Origin of the sequence: Altererythrobacter sp. H2 (assembly GCF_035319885.1) — a bacterium.
In the GTDB taxonomy this organism is placed as follows: Bacteria; Pseudomonadota; Alphaproteobacteria; order Sphingomonadales; family Sphingomonadaceae; genus 34-65-8.
Genome location: NZ_CP141285.1, coordinates 2320168 through 2345329 on the forward strand (window position 1 = coordinate 2320168; position 25162 = coordinate 2345329).

Below are 25162 nucleotides of genomic sequence, written 5' to 3' on the forward strand. Positions count from 1 at the left end.
CTAGCACCGGACATGAAAAACCCCGCGCAAGGCTCTGGCCTCGCGCGGGGTTTTCCGTTTCCGGGGGGCCGTTCAGGCAGCGGCGCCGTGGCAGTGCTTGTACTTGCTGCCCGAACCGCACGGGCATGGGGCGTTGCGGCTGATCTCCATTCCCGCATAGGGATTGTCCGCTGCCGTCGCCGCTCCGCCGGGCGAAAACGCCGCGCGCGGGCTGCCTGCAAGCGAGCCGAACAGTGCTGGCTGGCTTTCCGAACCGTCACCGTCGCCCGAGTTGTCGAGCCCCGTCAGCGGGTCGATATGGCCGGTCAGGAAATCGGGCAGTTCGGGCAAAGCCGGTGCCGCAGGCGGGGTGATCCGCAGCTCGCTCTTGACCAGAATGCCCGTCACATCCTCGCGCAGGGTTTCCAGCATCCGTTCGAACAGCCCGAACGCTTCCTGCTTGTACTCGTTGATCGGCTGCTTCTGGGCATAGGCCCGCAGGAATACGACCTGGCGCAGCGCATCGAGCGTGGCGAGGTGTTCCTTCCAGTGATGATCCAGCCGCTCCAGCAGGATCGACTTTTCCACCCGGCGCCAGATCTCGGTGTCGGCACCGGCGAACTTGCGCTCCATGATGGCATCGGTCTCGGCGCGGATCCGTTCCTCGAACAGGTCGGGCTCAACCGCGTCTTCCTGCAGCCAGGCGTCAATCGGCGGGGTGATGCCGAGCACTTCCTCGACTTTGGTCTTGAGGCCTTCGATGTCCCACTGCTCGGGGTAGGACCCGGCCGGACAGGAGGCAGCGACGATCGCGTTGACGGTGTCATGGCGCATATCGGCCACAACTTCGCCCACTGATTCGCTGTCCATGATCTCGGCGCGCTGCTCGTAGATGACCTTGCGCTGGTCGTTCATCACGTCATCGTATTCGACGACCTGCTTGCGGATATCGTAGTTGCGCGCCTCGACCTTCTTCTGGGCGGTTTCGATCGCCTTGCTGAGCCACTTGGAGCCGATCGCCTCGCCATCTTCGAGGTTGGAGTTCATCATCCGCGAAAACAGCGTGTCCGGCCCGAAGATGCGCAGCAGGTCATCCTCGAGGCAGAGGTAGAACCGGCTGAGCCCCGGATCGCCCTGACGGCCGGAGCGGCCGCGCAGCTGGTTATCGATGCGGCGGCTTTCGTGCCGCTCGGTGCCCAGCACGAACAGCCCGCCGGCCTGCTTGACCTGCTCGCGCTCGGCCGCGACTTCCGCCTTGATCCGCTCGATCGCTGCGTCGCGTTCCGGCCCTTCGGGCATGTCGGACAGTTCGTCATTGATGCGGAATTCGACGTTGCCGCCAAGCTGGATGTCGGTCCCGCGCCCGGCCATGTTGGTGGCGATCGTGACCGCGCCCATGCGCCCCGCCTGCGCCACGATGTGCGCTTCCTGTTCGTGGAAGCGGGCATTGAGCACCGCGTGCTTCACGCCCTCCTCGTCGAGGAATTTCGACAGCAGTTCCGATTTCTCGATTGAGACCGTGCCGACGAGGACCGGCTGGCCGATCTTGCTCTTCTCGGCAATCGCCTTGGCAATCGCCTGGAACTTGTCCTGCGTGTTCTTGTAGAACTCGTCCTGCTCGTCGATCCGCTTGACCGGGACATTGGTCGGGATCTCGACCACGTTCATCTTGTAGATGTCCCAGAACTCGCGTGCCTCGGTGGCGGCGGTGCCGGTCATGCCGGACAGCTTGGGGTACATGCGGAAATAGTTCTGGAAGGTGATCGAGGCGAGCGTCTGGTTTTCCGGCTCGATCTTCACCCCTTCTTTGGCCTCGACCGCCTGGTGCAGGCCGTTCGACCAGCGGCGACCATCCATCATGCGCCCGGTGAACTCGTCGATGATGACGACCTTGTCATCCTTGACGATATAGTCCGTGTCGCGCTTGAACATGATGTTCGCCTTGAGCGCCTGGTCAAGGTGATGGACAACCTGGGTGTTCTCGACGTCATAGAGGTTGTCGGTCGCGAGCAGCCCGGCTTCGCGGAGCATGTCCTCGATCTTCTCGTTGCCGTCTTCGGTGAAGCTGACGTGGCGGCTCTTTTCGTCCTTCTCGTACCAGTCCGCCGGCACCTGCTTAACGATGGCGTCAAGCTGGGTGTAGAGTTCGCTCTTGTCCTCGGTCGGGCCGGAGATGATCAGCGGGGTCCGCGCTTCATCGATCAGGATGGAGTCGACTTCGTCGACAATCGCAAAGTTGAAGGGGCGCTGCACCATCTGCCCGCGATCATGCTTCATGTTGTCGCGCAGGTAGTCGAAGCCGAACTCGTTGTTGGTGCCGTAGGTGATGTCGGCCGCATAAGCCTCGCGCCGTTCGAATTCGCCGATATTGGGCACGATCACGCCCACGGTCAGGCCGAGCCAGCGATAGATCTGCCCCATCCAGTCGGCATCGCGGCGGGCCAGGTAATCGTTGACCGTAACAACGTGGACGCCCTTGCCCTCGATGGCATTGAGATAGGTCGCCAGCGTGGCCACCAGGGTCTTGCCCTCACCGGTCCGCATTTCGGAGATTTCGCCCCGGTGCAACACGATCCCGCCAACCATCTGGACGTCGAAGTGCCGCATCCCGAGCACCCGCATGGAGGCTTCACGAACCGTGGCGAAGGCTTCAGGCAGGATATCGTCGAGCTTCTTGCCGTCAGCCAGCTGGGCGCGAAACTTGGCGGTCTGCGCCTGCAGTTCGGTGTCGCTCAAGGCCTGGATTTGCGGCTCCAGTGCATTGATATGGTTGACGATCTTGCCGAGCGATTTGACGTAGCGATCGTTGGACGAGCCGAAGATCGATTTGACGAGTGACTGAATCATGGAATGGATTTCCCTTGCGGGCGGATAGGGGAATAGCCACCCCTGCGCTCATGGCGCGAGGTGGCGTGACAGAAACCGGGTATGGCTGGCGGCTCTATTCGAGCGCGCGATCAGGGCCGTACTGGACTGTCGGGATGGTGATGACGATCGCGCGGCGGTGCTTGCACTGCGGCGCAACGTCCCGCTTTGCGGGGTTGGTGCCGCGCTGGGGCGAACATTCGCGCCGTTCCGCCGATGGCGTACCGGATGCCGCTTTGCTGACGCCAACCTGTGCGGACAGCGTCTCGGCAAAGGCCGCATTCGCCGGGGTGCCGATGGCGGCAAGCCCGGTCAACAGCGCAAGGCAGGCTAGGAGGCGGCGGAACATACCATTGGCAGATAGGCGCGAAAGGCCGCTTCGTCCACCGTGAATGGCGTCAAGTCACAATGCGGTGTCGCTCGTCATCGATTAACGCCCCTTGCAGCAGGGAATTGCGGGCGGGCTCTCCAGCACCTATGCGCGCGATCATGGACATCGCCAGAAGCCCGCTCGCCCAGACCTTTCCTGCCATGCCGCCCGTCGAAGGCGTAACGCTGCGCGTTGCCCGCGCACGCTACAAGGCGTGGGACCGGTGCGACCTGACTCTTGCTGAGCTGGCCCCCGGCACGGCCGTGGCCGGGGTATTCACCCGAAGCGCCTGCGCTTCCAGCGAGGTCGAACTGGGCCGGGCCCATGTGGCGCAAGGCCAGGCCCGCGCACTGGTCGTCAACGCGGGCAATTCCAATGCCTTCACCGGCTATCGCGGACGCGAGGCAGTGGAGGCCATCATGGCGCAGGTTTCGGACCATCTCGGCTGCCCGGCAGAACAGGTGTTCGTTTCCTCCACCGGGGTAATCGGGGTGCCGCTGCCGCAAGATAAGGCGCGCGCAGGGATCGAGGCTGCTCTCGCGGCAGAGCCTTGCGGATGGGAAGCCGCCGCCAGTGCTATCGGGACCACCGACACCTTCACCAAGGGCGCCCACACATCGGCCATGATTGCCGGCAAAAGGGTGGAGCTGTGCGGGATCATCAAGGGCAGCGGGATGATCGCGCCGGACATGGCGACCATGCTGGGCTATGTCTTCACTGACGCGGCAGTGGAGCCGGCATTCCTGCAACATCTGCTGGAGCGCGCCAACGGCCGGACCTTCTCCTGCATTACGGTGGATGGCGACACCTCGACCAGCGACACCGTGATGGCCTTTGCCACCGGCGCGGCAGGCAACGCTCCCCTCGCCTCGTTCGAGGATGCCGGGGCCGATGCTTTTGCGGCCGCGCTGGAAGACATCTGCCGCCAGCTGGCCCACCTGGTGGTGCGCGATGGTGAAGGCGCGCAGAAGTTCATTGAAATCGCCGTGCGCGGTGCCGTGTCAGATGACAGTGCCCGGCGGGTCGGCCTTGCCATCGCCAACTCGCCGCTGGTGAAGACCGCCATCGCGGGCGAAGACGCCAACTGGGGCCGCGTGGTCATGGCAGTGGGCAAGGCGGGCGAACCGGCTGACCGCGACAGGCTTTCAATCGGATTCGGCGGTGTCTGGTGCGCGCGTGACGGGCAGCCGCTGGCGGGCTATGACGAAGCACCGGTGGCGGCGCATCTCAAGGGGCGGGATATTCGCATCGATGTCGATCTGGGCCTGGGGGAAGGTCTGGCGACTGTCTGGACCTGTGACCTGACCCACGGCTACATCGCCATCAACGCGGACTACCGTTCATGAGTGCCACGCTGGACGGTGCCATTCACGCCCTGATGCAGCGGGTCAGCGAACAGGTTATCCTGCCGCGCTACCAGTCTCTCGCCAGTGGTGAGGTTGTTGCCAAAGGGCCCGGTGACGTCGTCACGGTCGCCGATCACGAGGCCGAGGCGATCCTGAGCGAAGCACTGGCGGCCCTTGATCCGGGCCTGGCCATTGTCGGCGAAGAAGCCACTCATGCCGATCCGGCGGTGCAGGATGCGCTCGGCCGCGATTGCTGGATTATCGACCCGCTCGACGGGACCCGCAATTTCGCAGCCGGCAAGCCGCCCTTCGGGATCATCCTTGCCCGTGCTTCCGGCGGGATCTGCACGTCCGGCTGGGTCTATGACTGCCTGACGGGCCGGTTCTGCGCCGCCCATGCAGGCCAAGGGGCCTGGCTTGACGGCGAACGGGTAGCCGCCCGGCCTACCGGGCTTGCGACCCCCGTCGCCGCAATCTCGCTGATCTACATGGATCCTGCTCACCGCGAGGCAGTCAAGGCGCAGGTCGCGCCCCACTATTCGCTGGTCGACATTCCCTACTGCGCAGCCGAACAGTATCCCCGCCTTGGCCTGGGCGTGAACGACGTGTCGATCTTCGAGCGCACCCTGGCGTGGGATCACGCCGCTGGCGTGCTCTGGCTGAACGAGGCGGGCGGCAAGGCAGCGCGACCCGATGGCTCAGCCTACCGGGCCGATGAATGGGATCGCCGCGGCCTGATCGGCGCGGCCAGCCCCGCCCTGTGGGAGGAACTGGCCGTGCGCATGGCGGCCCTGGCTTAAAGCACGCTCTCGAGCCAGGCCTTGAGCTGGCTCTTGGGGCGGGCGCCGGTCAGTTCGGCGGCTTTCTCGCCGTTCTTGTAGAGCACCAGGTAGGGGATGCCCTGCACGCCCAGCTTGGCCGGGGTATCGGTGTTTTCCATGATGTCCATCTTGGCGATGGTGACCTGCCCGGCCAGCTCCTCGCTGATTTCTTCCAGCGCGGGGGCAATCATCTTGCACGGGCCGCACCATTCGGCCCAGAAATCGACCAGCACGGGCTTGTCGCTGCCCAGCACATCGGTGGGGAAGCTGGCGTCGGTGACGGTAACGGTAGCCATCGCAAATCTCCTGTCAGGTTGGTCGCCAAAGTAGGAACTGGCGCCGCTTACTCAAGCAGCAACGGATCAAACCTTTGCTGCGCTGTGGACAACGCGGCCTTGTGTTCATCCAGCACCACCGCCGGAATCTCGATCAGCTGCGGCGTCTGGGTGTAGAGCAAGGCGGCGCGTATGGTGCGACCCGGGTAGATCTGCTCCAGCACTGCCGCATAGGCAGCCATCTGCCTTCGTGTGTTGTCAGGCACCTGCTCAAGTGATGCGGGCGGGCGGCGCGCGGTCTTGAAATCGACCACGGTGACGCAGTCCGGTGTGACCAGCAGCCGGTCAGCCACCCCGGCGATGACCTGCCCGCCAACGGTCGCTGCCAGCGGCACTTCGGCCAGGGCATCGGGGCCGAACAGGTCGGCAAAGCCGGGATCGGCAATCACCAGCAATGCCGCGTGAAGCAATTCGTCACATGCCGCCGGTTCGAGATCCGCTGCGGTGCGGGCGAGCCATGCGCGGGCCTCTTCTGACCGGCGCGCAGGCGGAACATCTGGCAGCCGTTCCAGCAGCCGGTGAATCAGCGCACCGCGGCGCGCGGCTTCAGCCAGAGAGGCGCTTGGCATCGGCGGTTCCGCTCCGCGATCCTCCCCGACCGACGAGGGAGCAAGCGGGCGCGGCGGACGCGGCTCCTTGCCAACCGGCCGATAAGCCCATTCGGGCAGCGAAGGCCGGGCCGACGGTTCACCGGAAGTTCCCGACGGAACCGGCGACGGGGGCAGGCCGTGACGGATCACATTGCCCCACACCGGGTCCTCCAGTGCCTCGCCGCCGGGCAGTGCGGCCAGCCGGGCATACCAGCTGTCTTTTGCGGGTTCCTTCTCGCGCTTGCTCAGCGCACCGCCGATGAACAGCGCCTCTTCGGCGCGGGTCATGGCGACGTAGAGCAGGCGCCAGTGTTCTTCGCGTTCGGCCCGCTTCGCGCCCTCCTCTACTTCGGCCACCGGGCCGACCTTCTGGTCCTTGCGCAAGGGGGGCAGCGGGATTTCCGCCTGACCCGAATGCGCATCCGGCAAGGCAAGCCCGCGGGTCGGCGACCGGTCCGGGTCGCCGGTTGCATCGGCCAGGATCACGATCGGCGCCTGCAGCCCCTTCGATCCGTGCGCGGTCATGACCCGGACCAGCCCTTTGCTCGCCCCCGCCTCGCGCTTCAGCTCGCCCTCGCCGCTGTCGAACCAGCGGATGAAACCGGCAAGGCTGGCAGTGTGGCTGGCAGCATAGGCATTGGCCGCGTTGAGCAGTTCGTCGATCGGATCGTTGGCTTCGGTCCCGAGGCGGGCAACCAGCTTGCGCCGCCCGCCCCACGGGCCAACCAGAAGCCAGTAGAGCAAGGCCTGCGGCGGCTCTGTATCCGCGCGCCGCAGCAGATCGCGCAACTGATCGGCCACCGCCATCGCATCAGGATGATCGGAACGGCGGAGATGGTCCCACAGGGCCTCGCCCTTGGGCCGCCATCCATGCTCCAGCAGTTGTTCCTGCGTCCAGCCCAGCAGGGGCGAGACAAGCAGGTTCGCCAGGCTCAGGTCGTCGAGCGGCTGGGCGGCGAAGCGCAGTGCCGCCATCAGGTCTTTCACCGCCAGCGGCGCGCCGAGCCGCAGCCGGTCAACCCCCGCCACCGGAACTCCCGCTGCATAGAGCCGGGCCACGATCAGCCCAGCGAGTTCCCGCCGCTTGCGCACCAGCACCATGATATCGCCCGGCCCGGCATTGCGGGGATTGCCTGCGTCCTTGACGAGGGGAAACCCGTGGTCGAGCCAGTGCCGGACCTGATCCGCGATCCGGTCTGCCATGCGCCGTTCGGGTTCGGAAAACCAGTCCGGCCCTTCGGCTTCGCTTTCGTCCCCTTCCTCATCATCGGCCTGTGCGCGCAAGGCGGGCCAGACCACCACCTGGCCCGGCCGGTCGAAGCCGGTATGCGTTTCCGCGCCCTGCCGCAGTCCGAAGTTCGGCCCACCGATTGCGGCGATCGCGGCATCGACGAAATCCAGCACCGGCTGCGACGTGCGGTAGGACCGACCGAGGCCAAGTGCCTGGAGCCCCTTGCGCTCGACCGGCGGCCTCATCGCCCCGGCGTTGCGCGCAGCCGCGCCGATCACCAGGTCAAACTCCTCGCGCGCTTTCTCGAAGTTGTCAGGGCTCGTACCCTGGAACCCGAAGATGGCCTGCTTGTAATCCCCCACCACGAAAATGGTGCGCTGCCGGCCTTCGCGCTGCCCTTCCCCGCTGAAAAAGTCGTCGGTCAGGGCTCTGATGATCGACCATTGCGCGGCGTTCGTATCCTGCGCTTCGTCGATCAGGATGTGGTCGAACTGGCGGTCCAGCTTGAAGCGGATCCACGGGCCCAGGTCAGGCGAAGCGAGCAGGCTGGCGGCGCGGCGAATCTGGTCGTCGAAATCGATCAGCCCCTCACGCGATTTGGCTTCTTCCCACGCCAGCGCGAAGCGGCGCCCGGCGGTGAGTGCGGGAACAAGGTAATCGACAAGGGCGAGCAGGGAAGCCTGTGCGGCGACAGCATCAAGCCAGCCGAGCGCATCCGCCGCCAGCGCAGCGGCGCCTTCGACCTTCTTCTCGAGGTTCGACTGGTACTTGAGCTTGCCTTCGTCGTTGAAGATCGCGCCCCTGAGTGTACCCGCGCTGGCGAAGCGAACGTCTGGCGAACTCATGAGCCAGTCGCCAATCCGTCCGGCGAATTTCTGCCCGCTCGCCGCGCCCCATTGGTCATAGGCCCACATGACCTGGCGGAGGAGATTGACCCCCGCCTGGCCATCGGCACAGCCACCGGCGAAACTGGCCGCGCTCGCATCCGCTGCCAGCCCAAGGGCACTGCGCACCCGCGCCGCGATGTCGCTGTCCTGCCATCCGGCCGGGCCGTGCCACAGGTCCCGCGCTTCAGCGCACCGCATCAGCCACTTGCGCGTGCCGTCCGGGCCAAGGCGCACGCTCAGCATCTCGATCGCATCGGTCAGGTCACGCTCGCCGTGCGCCTCCCAGTCGGCCAGCAGCGCGGCAAGCACCTCGTGCGCCAGCAGGTCGCGGTCGCGGTCCTCCATCGGGCGCGTGCCCGGGACCAGCCCGGCTTCCTCCGGAAATGCGGCCAGCAACCACTGCGAAAAAGCGTGGATCGTATCGATCCGCAGCCCGCCGCCGGGGCAGTCCAGCACGCGGGCGAACAGGCTGCGCGCCCGCTCGCGCGTCGCAGGGCCGTTGTCGGCCCCCAGCGCCACCAGATCGGCCCCGAGCTGCGGGTCTGGCATCCGCACCCAGTTGGCCAGCACCTCGCTCACCCGCACCGCCATTTCCGCAGCACCGGCCTTGGTGAAGGTCAGGCACAGTATCTGTTCGGGAGCGACATCCTCGCGCAGCAGCAACCGCAGCACGCGGGCGGACAGAACCTGCGTCTTGCCTGTGCCAGCCGAGGCGGACAGCCAGACGTTATCCAGCGGGTTGACCGCCGGCAGCTGGTTGCCCTGAAGCGGGAACACCCGCCCTGTCTTGCCTGCGCCGCTCATTCCTCGCGCCCCATCCATTCATCCAGCCGCATCAGCTGGTCATACGTGGCATAACCCTTTGCATCGGGGTTCAGGCGGGCGGTGAACGGCTGGTCGCCGAGGATCCATTGGTCGAGCGCCTCGTCGAGATATCGCTGCGCCTGAGGCAGGAAGTCTGCGGCTGGAATGCCCGTGCGATTCGCGCCGACCAGCAGCGGCGTATCGCGATATCCGAAACCGGTTTCGCTCTTGTCGCTCTTGCCCAGCGACCAGTATTCGTACCCGGTCGTCTGGCCGGTCACGTCCTTGAACCCGCCCGCCTCGACGATCAGGCCGAGTGTCCCGAGCTGGAGGGCAAAACCTTCCTCCACCTGCTTGCGGCTGGGAGGTTTTCCGGTCTTGTAGTCGATCACCACGAAGCTGCCGTCCGCGCACCGGTCAAGCCGGTCGATCCGGCCGAACACGCGCACGCCGCGCAAGTGCATATGGCCCCACTGCTCCCACCTGAACGGCGCGCGTGATCCATCCCGGGCGATCTCCCCCTCAACCCATTCGAGCGCCTTCAGCAGCCGCGGGCGCCATAACGCCCGGGTGAGCGGGTGCGCGTTCATGGCTTCGAGCTCAGCTGCCGCAATGTCGGCGAGCGAACCCTTTCCGTCGTGCCACTTTTCGAGAATCGCGTGGGCCAGCTGGCCCTGCCAGGCCGGGGTCGGCTCGGCATCAAGCGGCTCCAGTTCCTTGAGCCGCAGGATGGCCGAGGCATAGAACTGGTAAGGATCGGAACGCAGCCGGTCGAGCGCGGTCACGCTCACATCGACCTTGCGCTGTTCCGGCGAAGGGCGCGGCTCGGGCCGCGGGTACCGCTCCGCCGGTTGGGCCCAGTCGATGGCCTTGGCCCATTCGACCGGCGCCGGATCAAGATGCCGCTCCAGCAGGTCTTCCCCCAGCAGCGCGCGCACGCGCAGCAGGAAGCGTGAAGGGATTGTCGGCCCGCTCTCGTCGCGCTGGGCGCGGGTCAGGACGACTTCAGGCGCGCCAAGCATGGCGGCAAGGTCATGTGCGGACAGGCCGATCCGGAAATCCGCCCCCGGCACCCCGAGCGCACGCAGGACCGACGGCGCGACCAGCGGGTCAGTCGCCGGGCGGGCTGGCCAGACGGCCTCGTTCAGGCCAGCACAGATGGCGAGGTCGGCACGAGCCATCCGCGCCTCCAGCAAGCCGTAGATGGCGACGCGCGGGTGGCCGCCATAGGGCGGGCGGACGGCGACCTGCTCCATCGCATCGCGCAACACGGCATGGAGATCGCCCCGTTCGACGACCGTGCCAACTTCGCGCGCCTGCTCGCGCAGGTCCTCAACGAAGCGGGCCAGTGCGCGGCCATCCTCGCGTGCCCACAGGGCCTCGCCGCACAGGGCCTCGCCGGCTTCGGCAAGCCAGTCAAGCCACTGCGCCAGGGATGCTTCCTGCGCGGCGCAGATTGGCGCCAGCAGGGGCTCAACCCCGCCCCACCATTCCCGGACCTTCGCCTCGTCTGCGGAGTCACCCAGAGCGGCGAGGCCCGGCTCACTTCGGGGGCCGCGCAGGACCAGCTCGAAAGCCCGGACTGAACCGAGCCAGTCACCCCGGCCTTCACCAATCCGCACCAGCGGATGGCTCAGCAGCCCCACCAGCGGCACGGGGGCTGCATCATCCCCTGCCGTTTCGGCAAGCAACAGCAGCAGACGACCGGCCGCCGTCAACGACAGGGGGCGACCTGCGGAATCGTCTGCCACCACGTTCCAGCGGCGCAAATGGCTGGCGACCCGGCGGGCCAGCGCGCGGTCAGGCGTGACCACGGCCACGCGCCGCTCAGGCACTTCCAGCGCCTCGCGCACCAGCAGCGCGATTGCCTGAGCCTCGCTCTCGGGATTGGCCGCCTCGACCAGCCGCACCCCGGCGAGACGGCGGCGATCGGGCGGCAGGCCGACCCAGCTCTTGCTGGCCTCGGGCGGCAGGAACAGGCTCGAGAGGGCATGGCTGCGATCAGGGTCGGCCGCCGACAGACCGCGCCGGTGCCACGGTTGCACTTCCTCGCGCGCCACGCCCATGCGGTTGAGCAGGAGCTTGAGATGGTACTGCGGATGGGTCACCGCATCACCGCGTCCGAACGGCGGCTGGCCAGGTTCCTCCGGCGCGCCCGCCACGCCCAGCTCGTCCCACACCGTGCCATCGAGCGAGAGGTCGAGGTCAGGCAGGACGACAGAGCCCAGCGGCAGGTCGGCGACAACCCGCAGGAGCCGGGCCAGGGCCGGGGCTGCGCTGGTTACCCCGGCGGCCACGATCGGGCTGGCGGGCGGCACATCCTGCCAGCGCGCAGCGGCCCGGCGGAACAGCAGGTTGCGCCGCTGCGCCGCATCGACTTGCGCGCGCTGAGCCAGTTCGGCCAGCCAGAGCTGCTGCACGGTGGCGAACGTGTGCAGGTTCTTCTGCCAGTGCTCCGAAAGGTCCTTCTCGAACAGGTCGAGCACCCGGTCAGCAAGCAGGTCTTCCGGCGCGATCTCTTCCGCCAGCAGCCGGTCCATCGTCCGGGCCAGATCTGCCGCCAGCCGCAGCAGGGCGCTTCCGCCGGGTGCCTTGTCACCCATATGCGCGCGCAAAATCTCGGCAATTCTCAGCCAGCGGTAAGTCGGATCGCAGGCAGGCGGGATATCTGCCGCGCCCAGTGGATCGAGCAGGCTGCCGAGCGTCTCGTCGAGATCAAGATCGCCGACCGCGGCCATGCGCGGCATGAGGAGCCCCCCGCGTCCCTGCTCTCCGAAGTGACGGATGAAGGCTTCCTGCACGGTCCGCATGGCGCGGCTGCTCGGCAGCAGCAGGGTCAGCCGGGCAAGGCCCGTCTCGGGATCGGCGTAACGCGGCACCAGCCCGGCCACCAGCGCATCGGCAAAGCCACGATGGGCAGCAATCGAATAGACGCGCGGGCCCGGCCGGGAAGCGGGCCGCTCAGGCACTCCGCAGCGCCTCTTCGGTCGGGCCGATCGCCTGCGGCGTGCCGACCTCGAACCACAACCCGGTAAAGCTGGCCCCGAACAGCCGCCCTTCGGCAGCGGCGCGATCCCACAGCAGATTGGTGGAGAACCTGCCGGCCGGCGCATCGCGCAGCAGACGGTGCGATACCAGCTGGATGCCGGTGTAGATGAAAGGTGCTATCCGCCCCGGGCGGCGGCGGGCAAGCCGGCCAACCGGGTCCATGGTGAAATCGCCCTCGCCCCGGAAATTGAGCGCCCGGGCATGGGGGACCACCAGCAGCAGGGCGTCCATCTCGGCCGGGCTCCAGCGCGTGGACAGATCGTGAAAGGCGCTGCGCGGGCCGTCGAGCCAGATATTGTCGGCGTTGAGGCAGAAGAACGGGTCAGGCAGATGCGGCAGGGCCTTGACCATCCCGCCGCCGGTTTCGAGCAATTCGGACCTCTCGTCGGAGACGATCACTGCCGGGCTGGCCCGAGACCCGAGGTGGGCCTCGAGTGCATCGGCCAGATAGTGGACATTGACCACCGCCCTGCCAACCCCGGCATCGGCCAGCCGGTCAAGCGCATGGTCGATCAGCGGCTTGCCGCCGACCCGGACCATCGGTTTGGGCTGAGTGGCGGTCAGCGGGCGCATCCGCTTGCCCAGCCCGGCGGCCATGACCATGGCCGTGTCGGACGCAAGCCCGGTCACCGGACTCCGCCTCCGTGTGCGGCACGCACCTCGTCCGGGATATTGGCCGAAAACCAGTCCGCTACCGGGCCGAGCGCCGGATGGGCGAGGTCACGCTCCAGCGCCTGCCAGACACGCGGGATCAGCGAAAGATAGCGCGGCTTCCCGTCGCGCCGGGCCAGCCGGGTGAAAATGCCCACAATCTTGGCGTTGCGCTGCGCCCCGAGGAGGGCATAGTCGGCCTCGAACTGGTCGTCCGCCCCGGTCGAGGCGCGGTAACGGTCCAGCATCCGCCGCTCCAGTTCGGGGGCAACATCGCGCCGGGCGTCCTGCAGCAGCGACACGAGATCATAGGCCGGGTGGCCCACCAGCGCGTCCTGGAAGTCAATCAGGCCCTGCTCCCCGCTCCCGTCGGCAGCCGGGGACAGCAGCATGATGTTTTCGGCATGGTAATCGCGCAGCACGGTCACACCGGGCTGCTGACGGTCCAGCAACGGAGCGAGCGCCTTGCCCCAGGCAGTGCGATAGGCCGCCGCGTCTGCCGCGATCTCCCGGGCCGGGCAATACCACTCGGTCAGCAGATCGGCTTCGCGGTGGTAAACCGACATATCGTAAGGCGCGAACGGCCCCGGCGGGGACTGGTGAAGCTGCACCAGGGCATCGATTGCCTGGGCATAGGCCTGTTCCTCGCCAGCCGGATTCGCATCGAGCCAGTCACGCATCCGGTCATTGCCGAAATCTTCAGTCAGAACCCAGCCTTCCGCCGGCTCGGCAGCGTGGATGGCAGGGGCGCGATGGCCGTGCTGTGCCAGCCAGCGCGCCACATCGAGGAAAGGCTGCGGATCCTCATGCGGTGGCGGAGCGTGCATCAGCATGGCCCGCCGCCCCCCGTCAGCCACACGGAAATAGCGCCGGAAAGAGGCATCCCCCGGGATGGGGTCAATGACCGCTCCGGCCCAGCCGGCGTGTTCCAAAAATGCGAAGAGGCCGTCAGGCAGATTGTTCATGGCCAGCGGGTTAGCCAATCGGCCCCCGGGCGAGCAATCGCAATCCGCCCTGCACCCACAGTTTGCAGCTCGATCGACAGGCATCCCGGCTCGTGCGCGAAGCCGCCGGCGTGGTCTGGCCATTCAGCGATCAGCGCGGCCCCATCGCGATAATCATCCAGCCCAAGCTCATGCGCATCTTCCGGGCGGCCGAGGCGATAGAAATCGGCGTGGATCACAGGCGGATCAAGCGAGTCGTAGGTTTCGATCAGGGTAAAGGTCGGCGACGGGACCTCGCCCCGATGGCCGAGCGCCGCGATGATCGCCCGGGCCAGCGTCGTCTTGCCTGCACCCAGCCCGCCGGTAAGGGCGACGACGTCGCCCGGCCGGAGCTGCGCCGCTATCCGCGCACCCAGAGCGTCCATCGCTGCAAGGTCAGGCAGATCGATGGTCACGGCAGAGTGATCGTCACCGTGGTGCCCTCGCCCTGCCGGGAAAGGATTTCCATCCGCCCGCCGTGCGCCTCCACCAGCTGCCGCGCGAGCGGAATGCCCAGCCCCTGGCGCCGCTCGCCGGGATCGGCGCCCGGCCGCAGCGACCTGGCCAGTTCCTCCTTGCTCATGCCCCGGCCATTGTCGGACACGACGATCCGCGCGGCGCCCTGCACCCGGGCAAGGTCGATCAGCACCTTGCCACCCGCCGGTGTGGCCGCAATCGCGTTATCGAGGATCAGGCCGACCGCCTTGCCCAGCTGGCGCGGGTCTGCCTGGACCGTGCCGCTGGCCTTGCTGCCACGCAGGTCAAGGCTGAGCCCGGCATCGAGAATCGCCTTCTCGCGTTCACGCACCAGTTGCGCCGCAAATCCGAACAGCTCCAGCCGTTCCTTGTTGAGCGGCATCAACCCTGCTTCGCTCTGCGACAGGTCCAGCACGTTTTCGACCTGTGCGGTCAGGCGTTCAACCGATTCGAGAATGGCCGCCACATAGTCATGCGCCTGGTCGCTGAGTTCGCCCGCCACCCCGCTGTGAAGCAGTTCGGCAAAACCGCCGATGGAGGTCAGCGGCGTGCGGAACTCGTAGCTCATGTTGGCGAGGAAACTGGTCTTGACCTGATCAGCCTGTTCGAGCGCCTGATTGCGTTCGCGCAGGGCGGATTCGGCCTGTTCGTTGGCCGTCACATCCAGCACGGTCAGAAGCCCGTTGCCATCGGGCAGCGGCACACCCGCGTATTCGAGCGTGCGCCCGTCCGCCAGCGCAATCCGGCCAGCCCGCTGCCGCCGGTCAAGCGTGGCCGCGCGGATCGTTTCGCCGATCAGGCTGGACTGCCCCGGCCGATGGAGATTGGGCGCAATGGCCGCGAGCAGGGCCTCGGCAGACGGGTGCGCGTCGAGCAGCTCAGGCTCCAGCCCCCAGGTGCCGGCGAAACTGCGGTTCCAGAGCTGGAGCTTCCCATCGGGCGCAAACACCGCCAGCGCTTCGAACAGGCTGTCGAAGGTGGCCGTGCGGGTGCGCAGCAGCGTGTCGCGGGTCGATGCCAGCGCCAGCTGTTCGGTCCGGTCCTCGGCGATCAGCACCATCCCCCCGTCGGGCATTGGCTGGGCGACGATCCTCAGATGGGTGCCATCGGACAGGGGCCAGGCCTCTTCCCGCGTCCCGCCACTGGTGAACCAGCCCGCGTGCTCCGCCCGCCAGGCCGGAAAATCGCGCACTTCCGGTGTTCGCCCGGCCTCGCGCGCGCCGCTGAGGACGCGCTCGAATTCCAGCTTGATGCCGACCGCACCGGGAGGGAGGGCGAAGATCCGCCCGAACGGCTGGTTGGCGAACACCAGCTGGCGCTTGCTGTCGAACTGGGCAACCCCGACAGAAAGCTGGTCCAGCATCTGCCGCTGCGCTTCGCGGAAAGCGCGAAACTCGCGGCCCAGCTCTTCCATTTCCTCGATGTCGACCGCGTAACCGGCCACGCCTTCGCTGCCCAGCGGCAGGTCGCTGACCCGCAAGGCCCGCCGTTCCCCGCCGATCGTCGCGGCGACAATCCGCTCGATCGGCATTTTCTGCGTGGCGGCCTGGCTGGCGACTTGTGCGGCGGACAGGCCGTCAACCGGTTCAACCAGTTCAATCCGGCCATCGACGACCGCTTCTGCGCTGTCTGCCCCCACGGCGTCGACATAGGCCTGGTTGACCAGCCGCAGCGCGCCATCCTCGCCGCGAAACCACATCGGCATCGGCGCCGCCTCGATCAGGCCGACCAGCGCGGCGAAATCATTCCGCGCACGGTGCGCCTCGGCCCGCAGACGGGCAATTTCCGCTTCGCTGTCGCTGAAATCGAAGATCCAGACCAATGCCGCGCCGCCCGGTGATACCTGCGGATCGGCCAGCGCCCCGCGAAACGCCATGCTGCGCTGTGCCCCCGGCTGTGTCGCCACCATCCGGAAAGGGGCGGCGGTTTTCTGAGTGGTGCGGACCAGAAGCTCCAGCTCGCGCAGCTGGGTTTCGGTCAAACCCTTGCCCGGCCCGGCCGAGAGTTCGGACAGGAACTTGGGCGGCTTGTCGAGGTCGAGCCAGCTCGCCAGACGGTCCGACACCTCGATCCGGCCGTCAACACGCACCAGCATGGGAATGGCCGGTGCTTCCTCGATCATCCGCGCCATCTGGCGCGCGGCCCGCCGGCCACTCTCGGCCCGCCGCGCCTTGCCGACCGACCACAGCACCGCCCAGGCCGCCGCCACGGTCCAGGCGGCGAGCAGGACCCCGATCAGGGTCAGTGCGGTGGGGGAAAGATCCATTCGCTGTCAGCTATGCGGTACTTGCCGCGGTTGCAACGGCGGCTGCGGCCGAATGCACCAAACGCCGCCTCCCATGAATGGAAAGCGGCGTTCGATGGAACCAGCGCGGGCTCAATAACGGTAATGATCGGGCTTGAACGGCCCCTGCTGCGGCACACCGATGTAGTCCGCCTGCTTGGCGCTGAGCGTGGTCAGCTGGACACCCAGCTTTTCAAGGTGCAGCGCCGCCACCTTCTCGTCGAGGTGCTTGGGCAGGACATAGACGTCGTTGTCGTATTCGTCCGACTTGGTGAACAGTTCGATCTGCGCCAGCGTCTGGTTGGTGAAGCTGCTGCTCATCACGAAGCTGGGGTGGCCGGTGGCGCAGCCCAGGTTCACCAGCCGCCCCTTGGCCAGCACGATGATCGACTTGCCGTCCGGGAAAGTGACCAGATCGGTGCCGGGCTTCACTTCCTTCCAGGTGTAGTTGTCGAGCGCCGAAATCTGGATTTCGCTGTCGAAGTGGCCGATGTTGCAGACGATCGCCATCGGCTTCATCGCCATCATGTGCTCGGCCGTGATGACGTCCTCGTTGCCGGTCGCGGTGACGAAGATATCGGCCCGGCTGACGGCGTTCTCCATCGTCACCACCTCGAACCCGTCCATCGCCGCCTGAAGCGCGCAGATCGGATCGATTTCGGTCACCAGCACGCGGGCACCGCCATCGCGCAGCGAAGCGGCCGAGCCCTTGCCGACGTCGCCGTATCCGGCAACGCAGGCGACCTTGCCGGCCAGCATCACGTCGGTCGCGCGGCGGATCGCGTCGACCAGCGATTCCTTGCAGCCATAGAGGTTATCGAACTTCGACTTGGTGACGCTGTCGTTCACGTTGATCGCGGGGAACGGCAGCTTGCCCTGCTTGGCAATCTGGTAAAGCCGCATCACGCCGGTGGTGGTTTCCTCCGAAACGCCCTTGATGTTGCGGACCGTGTCCGTGAGGTAGCCCGGCTTGGCCGCGACGAACGCCTTGAGCGCGCGCTGGAATTCGATTTCCTCGGCATTGGTGGGCTCGGGCAGTTCCTCACCCGCCTCGATCCGCGCGCCCCACAGGGCGAACATGGTGGCATCGCCGCCATCATCAAGGATCATGTTGGTCGTCCGGCCATGGCCGTCATCCCAGTCGAAAATGCGGCCGACATAATCCCAGTATTCGGCCAGGGTCTCGCCCTTCACGGCGAAGACCGGGATGCCCTGCGCGGCAATTGCGGCTGCGGCGTGATCCTGGGTCGAGTAGATGTTGCAGGTCGCCCAGCGCACGTCGGCGCCCAGTGCCACCAGCGTTTCGATCAGGACCGCGGTCTGGATCGTCATGTGCAGCGAGCCGGTGATGCGCGCGCCCTTGAGCGGCTGCGCGGCGCCATATTCCTCGCGCAGCGCCATCAGGCCGGGCATCTCGGTCTCGGCGATGCTGATTTCGTCCCGGCCATATTCGGCCAGGGTGATGTCGCGAATGATATAGTCCTGCTGGGCGTGGGCCACGATAATGCTCCTGAAATCCGGCTTCGGGGCACCGGACCGGCACCCGCCATAGCCACACGCATCTAGCGACGGGCCGCTGGCGAGGCAAATATAAAGCGATCTTTATATCCTTCTGTGTTGCCGCATCGGTCTACGTGTCTATATCGGGTGCGGATGGGTTTGCAGACGAAAGGATATTACCCGATGACGATTTCCGTGGGCGACAAGCTCCCTGACGTAACGCTGATCAAGGCGACCGAGGAAGGGCCGCAGAAGGTCCAGAGCAGCGAGTATTTCGCGGGCAAGAAAGTGGCCCTGTTCTCCGTGCCCGGTGCCTTCACGCCGACCTGCTCGGCCCGTCACCTGCCCGGCTATGTCGACAAGGCAGCCGAGCTGAAGGCCAAGGGCGTGGATGAAATCGTTGCCACTGCGGTCAACGACCCGTTCGTGATGGGCGCCTGGAACAAGGCCGCCGGCAGCGAGGACATCACCATGCTGGCCGACGGCAATGCCGAATTTGCCGAAGCACTCGGCCTGACCATGGACGGTTCGGGCTTCGGCCTGGGCAAGCGCGGCCAGCGGTTCTCGATGGTGGTCGAGGACGGGGTCGTGAAGGAACTGAACGTCGAAGCACCGGGCGACTTCTCGGTTTCCAGCGCTGAGCACCTGCTCGGCCAGCTATGACCGGCCAGCTCTGACGGGAACGCCCGACTGACAAAGAAAAAGGGCGCCTCATCTGGCGCCCTTTTTTGTGGCTTCAGCCGTAGCCCATCAGGCCGAGAACTTCCTCACGGCTGCGATGATCGTCGAGGAAACAGCCGAGCAGCCGGCTGGTGATCATGCCAACCCCCGGTGTGCGGACCCCGCGGCCGGTCATGCAGCCATGCTGCGCCTCGATCACCACCGCCACGCCGTGGGGGTTGAGATTGTCCCAGATGCACTGCGCCACCTCGGCCGTCAGGCGCTCCTGGATCTGGAGACGCCGGGCATAGGCGTGCAGCACCCGGGCCAGCTTGGATATCCCCACCACCTTGTCGCGCGGCATATATGCGATGCAGGCCTTGCCGGTGATCGGCGCCATGTGGTGTTCGCAATGGCTCTGGAACGGGATGTCCTTGAGCAGGACGAGCTCGTTGTAGCCCCCCACTTCCTCGAACTGGCGGGCCAGATGCGATGCAGGGTCTTCCAGATAGCCCTGGCAATATTCCTTCCACGCGCGGCCCACACGCTTGGGCGTGTCGAGCAGCCCTTCACGGGTCGGATCATCACCCGCCCAGGCGATCAGGGTACGAATGGCATCCTGCACTTCGACGGGAACCGGCAGCTTGCCCGAAACGTCATCGTCATCCGGATCGATCGAGCAATTCATGCAGCCTTCTTCCTTGTCCTGTTCCTGATGCGACTCAGGAACATCCCTTTGCGGAACAGGCCGCCTTTCGCAAATGGTTCCAGCAATTCGTCAGGGCGCTCAGGATCGAGCATTGCCGATTCCGCCAGCGTTTCGGCCATGCCGTTGAGCTGTTTGAGATCGAACCGGCGCAGCGTCCTGGTTCGCTCCTGTCCCAGCGCCTGGATCATGGCGTGCATCGATCCGGCTTGCTCAATCAGGCGGGGAACTTCGTCGATTTTGAGCCCGCAATGCTCTGCCAGCAGGGAATGGCGCAAGTTGGCGATTGCCCCCCGGGCATGGGCATTGCCCGGCCGCCGCGCATCGATGAACACGTCGCATTCGCTGTCCAGCCCCATCGAACGGTTGTTCATATTGGCGGAGCCGATCCGGATAATTGCGTCATCGACAATCATGATCTTGGAATGGACGTAGATCGGCGTTTCGCCCGTATAGGGCACATAGAGGTTGAACCGGCCCGCCTGGTCGACTTCGCCCAGGGTCCGGACCAGCTGCGCCCGTGCATGGTCCATCGCCTGCTGCTCTAGCCAGCCGTCGGCATTGGCAGGATGGACGATCAGAACTTCCGGCGGGTCCGGCTCGGCCATCCGCCTCGCAATCGCATCGGCAATCCGGCGCGAGGCGAAATACTGGCTTTCGGCATAGATGAAATGGCGCGCCTCCCTGATCTGCCGTTCGAACAGGTCGGCAATCTCGCACACCTGCGGCGAGTTCTCATGGGCTGCGCGGGTACGGGCGATGCCGATTTCGACGTTCTCGAACTGCGGCTCCAGCCCCTCGGGCCAGCATTTGCCCGTGGTCGGGTTCACGGGGGTCAAAGCGTCCCCCCCGGCCCTGCACCACCGGTCGCGCCCCAGTTCGTCCAGGTCTTTCACGATGGCCCCCGCCATGATCATGGTTGCATCATGCCAGGGGCCGTATTGCTTCCAGCGAGACCATCTGCGCCGCGGATCATCCTCGACATGGTCCCGGGTGTCCCACCGGCCCCTCGTCATGTCGATGCCGCCGCAAACGGCCAGCTGATCATCGATCACCACGATCTTCTGGTGATGGCAGGCGCCCATGGGATGGGCACTGTCCCACTTGAAATCGATCCGCCGGCGCGGTGCCCAGCGCAGCAGGTCGAGCGCCATTGAGCCGCGCAGGGCCATCGGGATCATACCCATGCCCCATTTGAGCATCTTGATGTCGAGCCCCGGCCGATGCCGGTTGAGCCAGAGGATAAAACTGCCGAGGCGGGAAGGATGGCTCCGGTCAGTGCCCTTCCGCCACCATCGCCGCCCGGTTTCAAGGTGAATGCGCGTGTCGAAATCCCAGCCGATCATCAGGATGCGCTGCTCGGCCCTGAGCATCGCGTCCTGCATGAAACGGAAGTAATCCTGCGCATCAATGACCACGCTGGCCTTGTCGGCACGCGCAAAGCGCCAGACGCCCGGCTCTACCGGATCGTCATCGAAATCGTCCAGTCCATCGCTGCTGGCATCCAAGTTCGATATCCCCCGCGTTGCCGCCCTACTCCTTGGCGTCTTCGGCCTTCTCGGGTGTCACTTCCGCGTCGGCCTTTTCCACCTTCTTCCGGCGGTCGAACACCGCTGTCATATGAACCTCGTCCTCGGCGGTAAGGTGTTGAGCGAAATCCGGGAAGTGCTCTTCTTCCTCCTCCTCGATATGGTGGAGGTAACGGTGCTCCAGATCACGGAATTTCGTCATCCATTCGTCGCTCGCCATGTCTGTCGCGGCGAGGTCGTTGAGCATTTCGTCGATTTCGTGATGCTCCGCCACGGAATGGCGTGTTTCATCGGTGGTCGGGGGCTTGCGCATCATGGTGGAATAGAGCGCCTGCTCCTCGGCGGCGGCGTGCCCTTTCAGCTCCTTGGTCAGTTCGGTGAAGAGCCCGGCCTTGGCTTCGCCATCATCCCCGGCTGACCCGATTTTCTTCAGCAAAGCACGGTGGTGGTCATGATCCTGCTTCAGGCGTACGAAAATGGCTTCGCAATGCGACATCGATGGTTCTCTTTAAAAATGTTAATCCCTGCCACCCAAACAGGCGAACAGGCGCCAGGTTCCTGAGCGGTTTTGCAAGGGAACTTCTCTTTGCCAGACAGACACCCATATCACCGTGATGAACCGCCCCATGCCACCCCCACCGACCGCTGCCGACATGGAAACAATGGCGTTCGCGTCAATCCGCGCGCTGCCGGAGCATTTCCGCGACCAGCTCATTGACGTGGTGATCAAGGTGGAAGAATTCGCCACGCGGGAGCAGCTCGATTCAGTCGGGATCGAGAGCCGCTGGCAATTGACCGGCCTCTATGAAGGCCGGCCGATTGACGAACAGTCCTTGTGGGATTCGGGCGACCTGCCACCGGTCATCACCCTTTTCCGCCAACCGCTGATCCGGGAATGGCGGGAGACAGGGGTCGATTTTGCCGCGCTGATCCACCACGTCACGATTCACGAGGCGGGACACCATTTCGGCTTGTCGGACGAGGATATGCACGCGCTGGAAGAGGCTGCGGAGGAAAACTAGCCTTCGCGCTTGCGGGTATCGAGCTCGTCACGGATATGTTCGAACACCGGCCCGTAGAGCGGCTTTTCGAACTCGACGCCGACCACTTGCTGGCGGCACCACCGCACGGTGGCGATGACCGGGCCGATGGCGCCGATGCGCAGGCTGATTTCCGTTCCCGCGATCATGCGGCCGAACCGGTCGAAAAACCGGCAGCCAGTTTCGGAAAGGTCGAGAATATCGACATCCTTCGCCACCCCGGAGCCGGTCCGATACCGGCCCGGCACCGAAATCGGATGCCTGGGTTTGCCGCGATCTTCCATGTGGATGAACACTAGGCTCTGATGAGCCGACAAACAACCGCCGATGCGGAAAGCCCCCGGGGCGTTCGCGGGGCTGGATAACCCCGGTGGAAGAAATGGCGCGCCCGGAACGATTCGAACGTCCGACCCCCAGATTCGTAGTCTGGTGCTCTATCCAGCTGAGCTACGGGCGCCTGTGAGGCAGGGCACATAGGCAGGGTGGCAGGCCTTGGCAATCCCTATCATTGCTGTTTTTGCGCCAATTGCAGCGCCAGCACCTGATCGAGCGGCGGCTTGTCGAGCGCAGCGATCTCGTCTGCGTTGCACCAGGCTACCGCGCCGCCCTCCATCGCCACCGGCTCTCCCTGCCATTGGCGGCACGCGTAAGGAAACAGGACAATCGCTGACCCGCCCTCTGTCAGCGAACCGTCTGCAAACCCCACGGGCTCAAGATCATCCAGACGAACAACGATATCGAGCTCCTCGGCTGCTTCCCTGACCAGTGCAAGTGCGGGAATTTCGCCGCTTTCCACCTTTCCGCCTGGAAACTCCCACAGCCCCCCGTGCTGCTTGCCGAGCGGCCGCCGGTGCATCAGCCATCGCCCCGCTCCATCATAAAGCGCCAGTGCCACCACGGGCTGCCATGTCGGATTATTTTCCAACCAGTCTGACTCCTTCAAACATTTATTAACCGATAGGACGGATACCGCAGCCTGTCTGGACCATATCCGGGGGCCTTTTTTCCATGTCATTGCGTACTCTGCTTGAAAGTATCGGAGCCGACAATGGCGGGGCGACAGCCATCGAATACGGCCTGATACTTGCTCTCATCGCCATCGCCGCCATGGGCGTCATGAACAGTCTCGGCAACGAGACCACGACCCTGTGGGAGACGGTAACGGAGCAGGCCACCGCAGTGCTGTGAACGGCAGCGTCGGAGATTTTTCCACGTTAGGAAATTCTCAACGCCTCGTTCCTAGAACTGCAATCACTCCTTCCGGAAGACCACTGGAATGAGACGGGTACCGAAGACCAACAGGAGACTGACCATGAAGTTCATCAACAAGCTGCTCCGCGACGAGCAGGGCGCCACCGCCATCGAATACGGCCTGATTGCTGCCCTGATCGCCATCGCCGCGATCACCGCCATGCAGAGCCTCGGCAACGAACTCGAAACCACCTTCTCGACCGTGTCGAGCGAGCTGTCGGCTTCGAACACCGTCTGATCGGTCTGACGATACGACAAGAAAGGGCGGCAGGAGCAATCCTGCCGCCCTTTTCTTTTGCCCTAAACAGGGCCCAGCCGGTTACCGGCCCTTGACGACGATCTTGACCTTCTGGCCGGCCCGCAAGGTGGCGTTCGAGGCGAGCCCGTTGAGCACGCGGAACCGGGTTTCCTGCGCCGTGTCGAATGCCATGCGGCGTGCCAGCGAGGCCACCGTATCACCGCTGCGAACGGTCACCACCTCGATCCGCCGGGGCACGACCTGAGCCGCCTCGTTCGCCGAGACACGGCGCATCGAATTGAACATCGGCGAAAATGCGTCGGCCGAGCCCGCCTGACTGATGGCGGTGAAGTGATAGGCCCGGTCGCGCGCAAATTCATAGGCGAACACCACCACGTCCACCTGGCTGCCCCCGCTGTTGACGCGGGCCTGACCATAAGCGGCCGGTATGCCGTTGACCGTGGTTCGCTGCATCGTGGCCGGTGCAAGCTGCTGCTGGTCCCCGCCAAGCGCAGTGAAGACGCTGCGGACATAGGTCTCCAGGTTGCCGTTATAAGGGGCAAGGGTGAGCTGGGCCCGGCCGCTCTGGCCATTGATGGTCACCGCGCGGGTGCCGTTGACCATGTAGAAGCCCTGTGGCGCGTTGAACGCCAGCCGCATGTCGGGATGGATGAAGGTGTTGCCTTCGATCACGCCCTGACGCGGATCGTCTCCGTAGGTCATCCCGTTGATGCGCGTAAGGAACGTATCGGCGTTGGTCTGGCCGGTAGAGGCACCCGCCTTGGAAAGCGCGCTCTGCACCCGGCTTGCCGGGTCTGGGTGGGTCGATGCCCATTCCGGCATCCGCGCATCGCGGCCCTGCAGCTGCGCATCGAGCGTGTTCTGAGCGGCCAGGCTGGCGAGCACTGTGCCCATCGCCCGCGGATCATAGCCCGCGCGGTTCAGGTACTGGATGCCGAGATCATCGGCCTCAAGTTCCTGGTTGCGCGAAAACTTCAGCGTCAGCATCTGGGAACCCTGCAGGAACCCGCGCGACAGGGTGTTGCCCACGCTGCTGTCGCCCAGAAGGACGCCTGAAAGAATTGCGCCCGCTGCCCCCAGCAAGGTGTTGCGCTGCGCCGCAGCCTGCCGGCGCTGCGCATGCCGCGCCGCCACGTGGCCAACTTCGTGCCCTAGCACGGCGGCCAGTTCCGCCTCGTTGTTCATCAGCCCGACCAACTGGCGCGTGCCGTAAACATAGCCGCCGGGGATGGCGAACGCGTTGTTCACGGGGCTGTTCAGGAGGGTGACGGTGAAGTCAGACCGGGCGTTCCCCAAGCCGGAATGCACCGCAATGTTCTTACCGACGCTTTCGACGTAAGCCGACTGCGGGCCTTCGTAAGCCCCGCCGAACTCGGCCAGGAACTGCGGGTGATACTGCGCGCCCTGCTGCGCTTCGGACTGGGTTATGGGTGTCGAAGCGTCAGGAACTTCCCCTGCACCCATGCAGCCGGACAGCAGCAGGCTGGCCGAGGCCGTTGTGGCCAGTGCGACGGATTTGAATCGGATCATGGTCTGGTATCCTCCA

The 25162-nt window shown here is 65.5% G+C and carries 22 protein-coding genes and 1 tRNA gene; 6 read left to right on the top strand and 17 right to left on the bottom strand.

All coding sequences use genetic code 11. The annotated features are described in order from the left end of the window. Positions 1-72: 72 nt before the first annotated feature. Positions 73-2826, bottom strand: coding sequence for a preprotein translocase subunit SecA (gene secA, locus U4960_RS11530; protein WP_324260779.1), 2754 nt, complete (start codon positions 2824-2826; stop codon positions 73-75). A 94-nt stretch (positions 2827-2920) separates the two neighbouring features. Further along, positions 2921-3193, bottom strand: a complete 273-nt coding sequence (locus U4960_RS11535) for a hypothetical protein (protein WP_324260780.1) — start codon at positions 3191-3193, stop codon at positions 2921-2923. A gap of 140 nt (positions 3194-3333) precedes the next feature. Here U4960_RS11535 and argJ point away from each other — a divergent pair, with 140 nt between their 5' ends. Beyond that, complete coding sequence (gene argJ / locus U4960_RS11540) at positions 3334-4560, top strand: bifunctional glutamate N-acetyltransferase/amino-acid acetyltransferase ArgJ (RefSeq protein ID WP_324260781.1); 1227 nt, start codon at positions 3334-3336, stop codon at positions 4558-4560. After that, the gene (locus U4960_RS11545; protein WP_324260782.1) at positions 4557-5360 is read left to right on the top strand and encodes an inositol monophosphatase family protein; all 804 of its coding nucleotides are present in this window, start codon (positions 4557-4559) and stop codon (positions 5358-5360) included. The genes argJ and U4960_RS11545 overlap by 4 nt, the downstream gene beginning before the upstream one ends. Here U4960_RS11545 and trxA read toward each other — a convergent pair. The 8 genes from trxA to ahcY form a co-directional block, all read right to left on the bottom strand. After that, positions 5357-5677, bottom strand: a complete 321-nt coding sequence (gene trxA, locus U4960_RS11550) for a thioredoxin (RefSeq protein ID WP_324260783.1) — start codon at positions 5675-5677, stop codon at positions 5357-5359. The genes U4960_RS11545 and trxA overlap by 4 nt on opposite strands. A gap of 47 nt (positions 5678-5724) precedes the next feature. Continuing rightward, positions 5725-9228, bottom strand: a complete 3504-nt coding sequence (addA, locus tag U4960_RS11555) for a double-strand break repair helicase AddA (RefSeq protein WP_324260784.1) — start codon at positions 9226-9228, stop codon at positions 5725-5727. Continuing rightward, positions 9225-12197: a PD-(D/E)XK nuclease family protein gene (locus U4960_RS11560; RefSeq protein ID WP_324260785.1), complete on the bottom strand. Its 2973-nt coding sequence runs from the start codon at positions 12195-12197 to the stop codon at positions 9225-9227. The genes addA and U4960_RS11560 overlap by 4 nt, the downstream gene beginning before the upstream one ends. Further along, entirely contained in the window at positions 12190-12906 is a 717-nt protein-coding gene (locus tag U4960_RS11565; protein ID WP_324260786.1) for a nucleotidyltransferase family protein, read from the bottom strand. Before U4960_RS11565 ends, U4960_RS11560 begins: the two co-directional genes overlap by 8 nt. Continuing rightward, positions 12903-13892, bottom strand: coding sequence for an aminoglycoside phosphotransferase family protein (locus tag U4960_RS11570; protein WP_324260787.1), 990 nt, complete (start codon positions 13890-13892; stop codon positions 12903-12905). The genes U4960_RS11565 and U4960_RS11570 overlap by 4 nt, the downstream gene beginning before the upstream one ends. Further along, positions 13889-14326 carry a tRNA (adenosine(37)-N6)-threonylcarbamoyltransferase complex ATPase subunit type 1 TsaE gene (tsaE, locus tag U4960_RS11575; protein WP_324260788.1) on the bottom strand — a complete coding sequence of 146 codons (438 nt, stop codon included), beginning with the start codon at positions 14324-14326 and terminating at the stop codon, positions 13889-13891. The genes U4960_RS11570 and tsaE overlap by 4 nt, the downstream gene beginning before the upstream one ends. Then, a complete protein-coding gene (locus U4960_RS11580; protein WP_324260789.1) occupies positions 14323-16653 on the bottom strand; it encodes a PAS domain-containing sensor histidine kinase in 2331 nt (776 codons plus the stop codon). The genes tsaE and U4960_RS11580 overlap by 4 nt, the downstream gene beginning before the upstream one ends. 111 nt (positions 16654-16764) lie before the next feature. Further along, entirely contained in the window at positions 16765-18171 is a 1407-nt protein-coding gene (gene ahcY, locus U4960_RS11585) for an adenosylhomocysteinase (protein ID WP_324260790.1), read from the bottom strand. 183 nt (positions 18172-18354) lie between these two features. On the opposite strand from ahcY, the gene U4960_RS11590 reads away from it, so the two are divergent. After that, positions 18355-18834, top strand: coding sequence for a peroxiredoxin (locus tag U4960_RS11590; RefSeq protein WP_324260791.1), 480 nt, complete (start codon positions 18355-18357; stop codon positions 18832-18834). Positions 18835-18907: 73 nt separating this feature from the next. Here the strand turns inward: U4960_RS11590 and folE are convergent, their stop codons facing one another. From folE to U4960_RS11605, 3 genes are read right to left on the bottom strand one after another with little or no spacing between them, the layout of a single operon-like run. After that, the gene (folE, locus tag U4960_RS11595) at positions 18908-19519 is read right to left on the bottom strand and encodes a GTP cyclohydrolase I FolE (RefSeq protein WP_324260792.1); all 612 of its coding nucleotides are present in this window, start codon (positions 19517-19519) and stop codon (positions 18908-18910) included. Next, positions 19516-21045, bottom strand: a complete 1530-nt coding sequence (locus U4960_RS11600) for a phospholipase D-like domain-containing protein (RefSeq protein ID WP_324260793.1) — start codon at positions 21043-21045, stop codon at positions 19516-19518. The genes folE and U4960_RS11600 overlap by 4 nt, the downstream gene beginning before the upstream one ends. A gap of 25 nt (positions 21046-21070) precedes the next feature. Next, positions 21071-21562: a hemerythrin domain-containing protein gene (locus U4960_RS11605; protein ID WP_324260794.1), complete on the bottom strand. Its 492-nt coding sequence runs from the start codon at positions 21560-21562 to the stop codon at positions 21071-21073. Between the two features lie 166 nt (positions 21563-21728). Between U4960_RS11605 and U4960_RS11610 the strand changes: the two genes are divergently transcribed. Further along, the gene (locus U4960_RS11610; protein WP_324260795.1) at positions 21729-22088 is read left to right on the top strand and encodes a metallopeptidase family protein; all 360 of its coding nucleotides are present in this window, start codon (positions 21729-21731) and stop codon (positions 22086-22088) included. Here the strand turns inward: U4960_RS11610 and U4960_RS11615 are convergent. The 3 genes from U4960_RS11615 to U4960_RS11625 form a co-directional block, all read right to left on the bottom strand. Beyond that, entirely contained in the window at positions 22085-22390 is a 306-nt protein-coding gene (locus U4960_RS11615; RefSeq protein WP_324260796.1) for a PilZ domain-containing protein, read from the bottom strand. The two genes, U4960_RS11610 and U4960_RS11615, sit on opposite strands and share 4 nt — an antisense overlap. 96 nt (positions 22391-22486) lie before the next feature. After that, positions 22487-22563: transfer RNA gene (locus U4960_RS11620), tRNA-Arg, on the bottom strand. A 48-nt stretch (positions 22564-22611) separates the two neighbouring features. Then, positions 22612-23121 carry a (deoxy)nucleoside triphosphate pyrophosphohydrolase gene (locus U4960_RS11625; protein ID WP_324260797.1) on the bottom strand — a complete coding sequence of 170 codons (510 nt, stop codon included), beginning with the start codon at positions 23119-23121 and terminating at the stop codon, positions 22612-22614. Here U4960_RS11625 and U4960_RS11630 point away from each other — a divergent pair. Continuing rightward, positions 23115-23294, top strand: a complete 180-nt coding sequence (locus U4960_RS11630; protein ID WP_324260798.1) for a Flp family type IVb pilin — start codon at positions 23115-23117, stop codon at positions 23292-23294. The genes U4960_RS11625 and U4960_RS11630 overlap by 7 nt on opposite strands. 124 nt (positions 23295-23418) lie before the next feature. Further along, positions 23419-23595 (top strand): Flp family type IVb pilin, encoded by a 177-nt coding sequence (locus U4960_RS11635; protein WP_324260799.1) that lies wholly within the window; start codon positions 23419-23421, stop codon positions 23593-23595. Between the two features lie 81 nt (positions 23596-23676). Here U4960_RS11635 and U4960_RS11640 read toward each other — a convergent pair whose 3' ends face one another. After that, on the bottom strand, positions 23677-25146 hold the full coding sequence (locus U4960_RS11640; protein WP_324260800.1) for a M48 family metalloprotease: 1470 nt from the start codon (positions 25144-25146) through the stop codon (positions 23677-23679). Between the last annotated feature and the right edge of the window lie 16 nt (positions 25147-25162).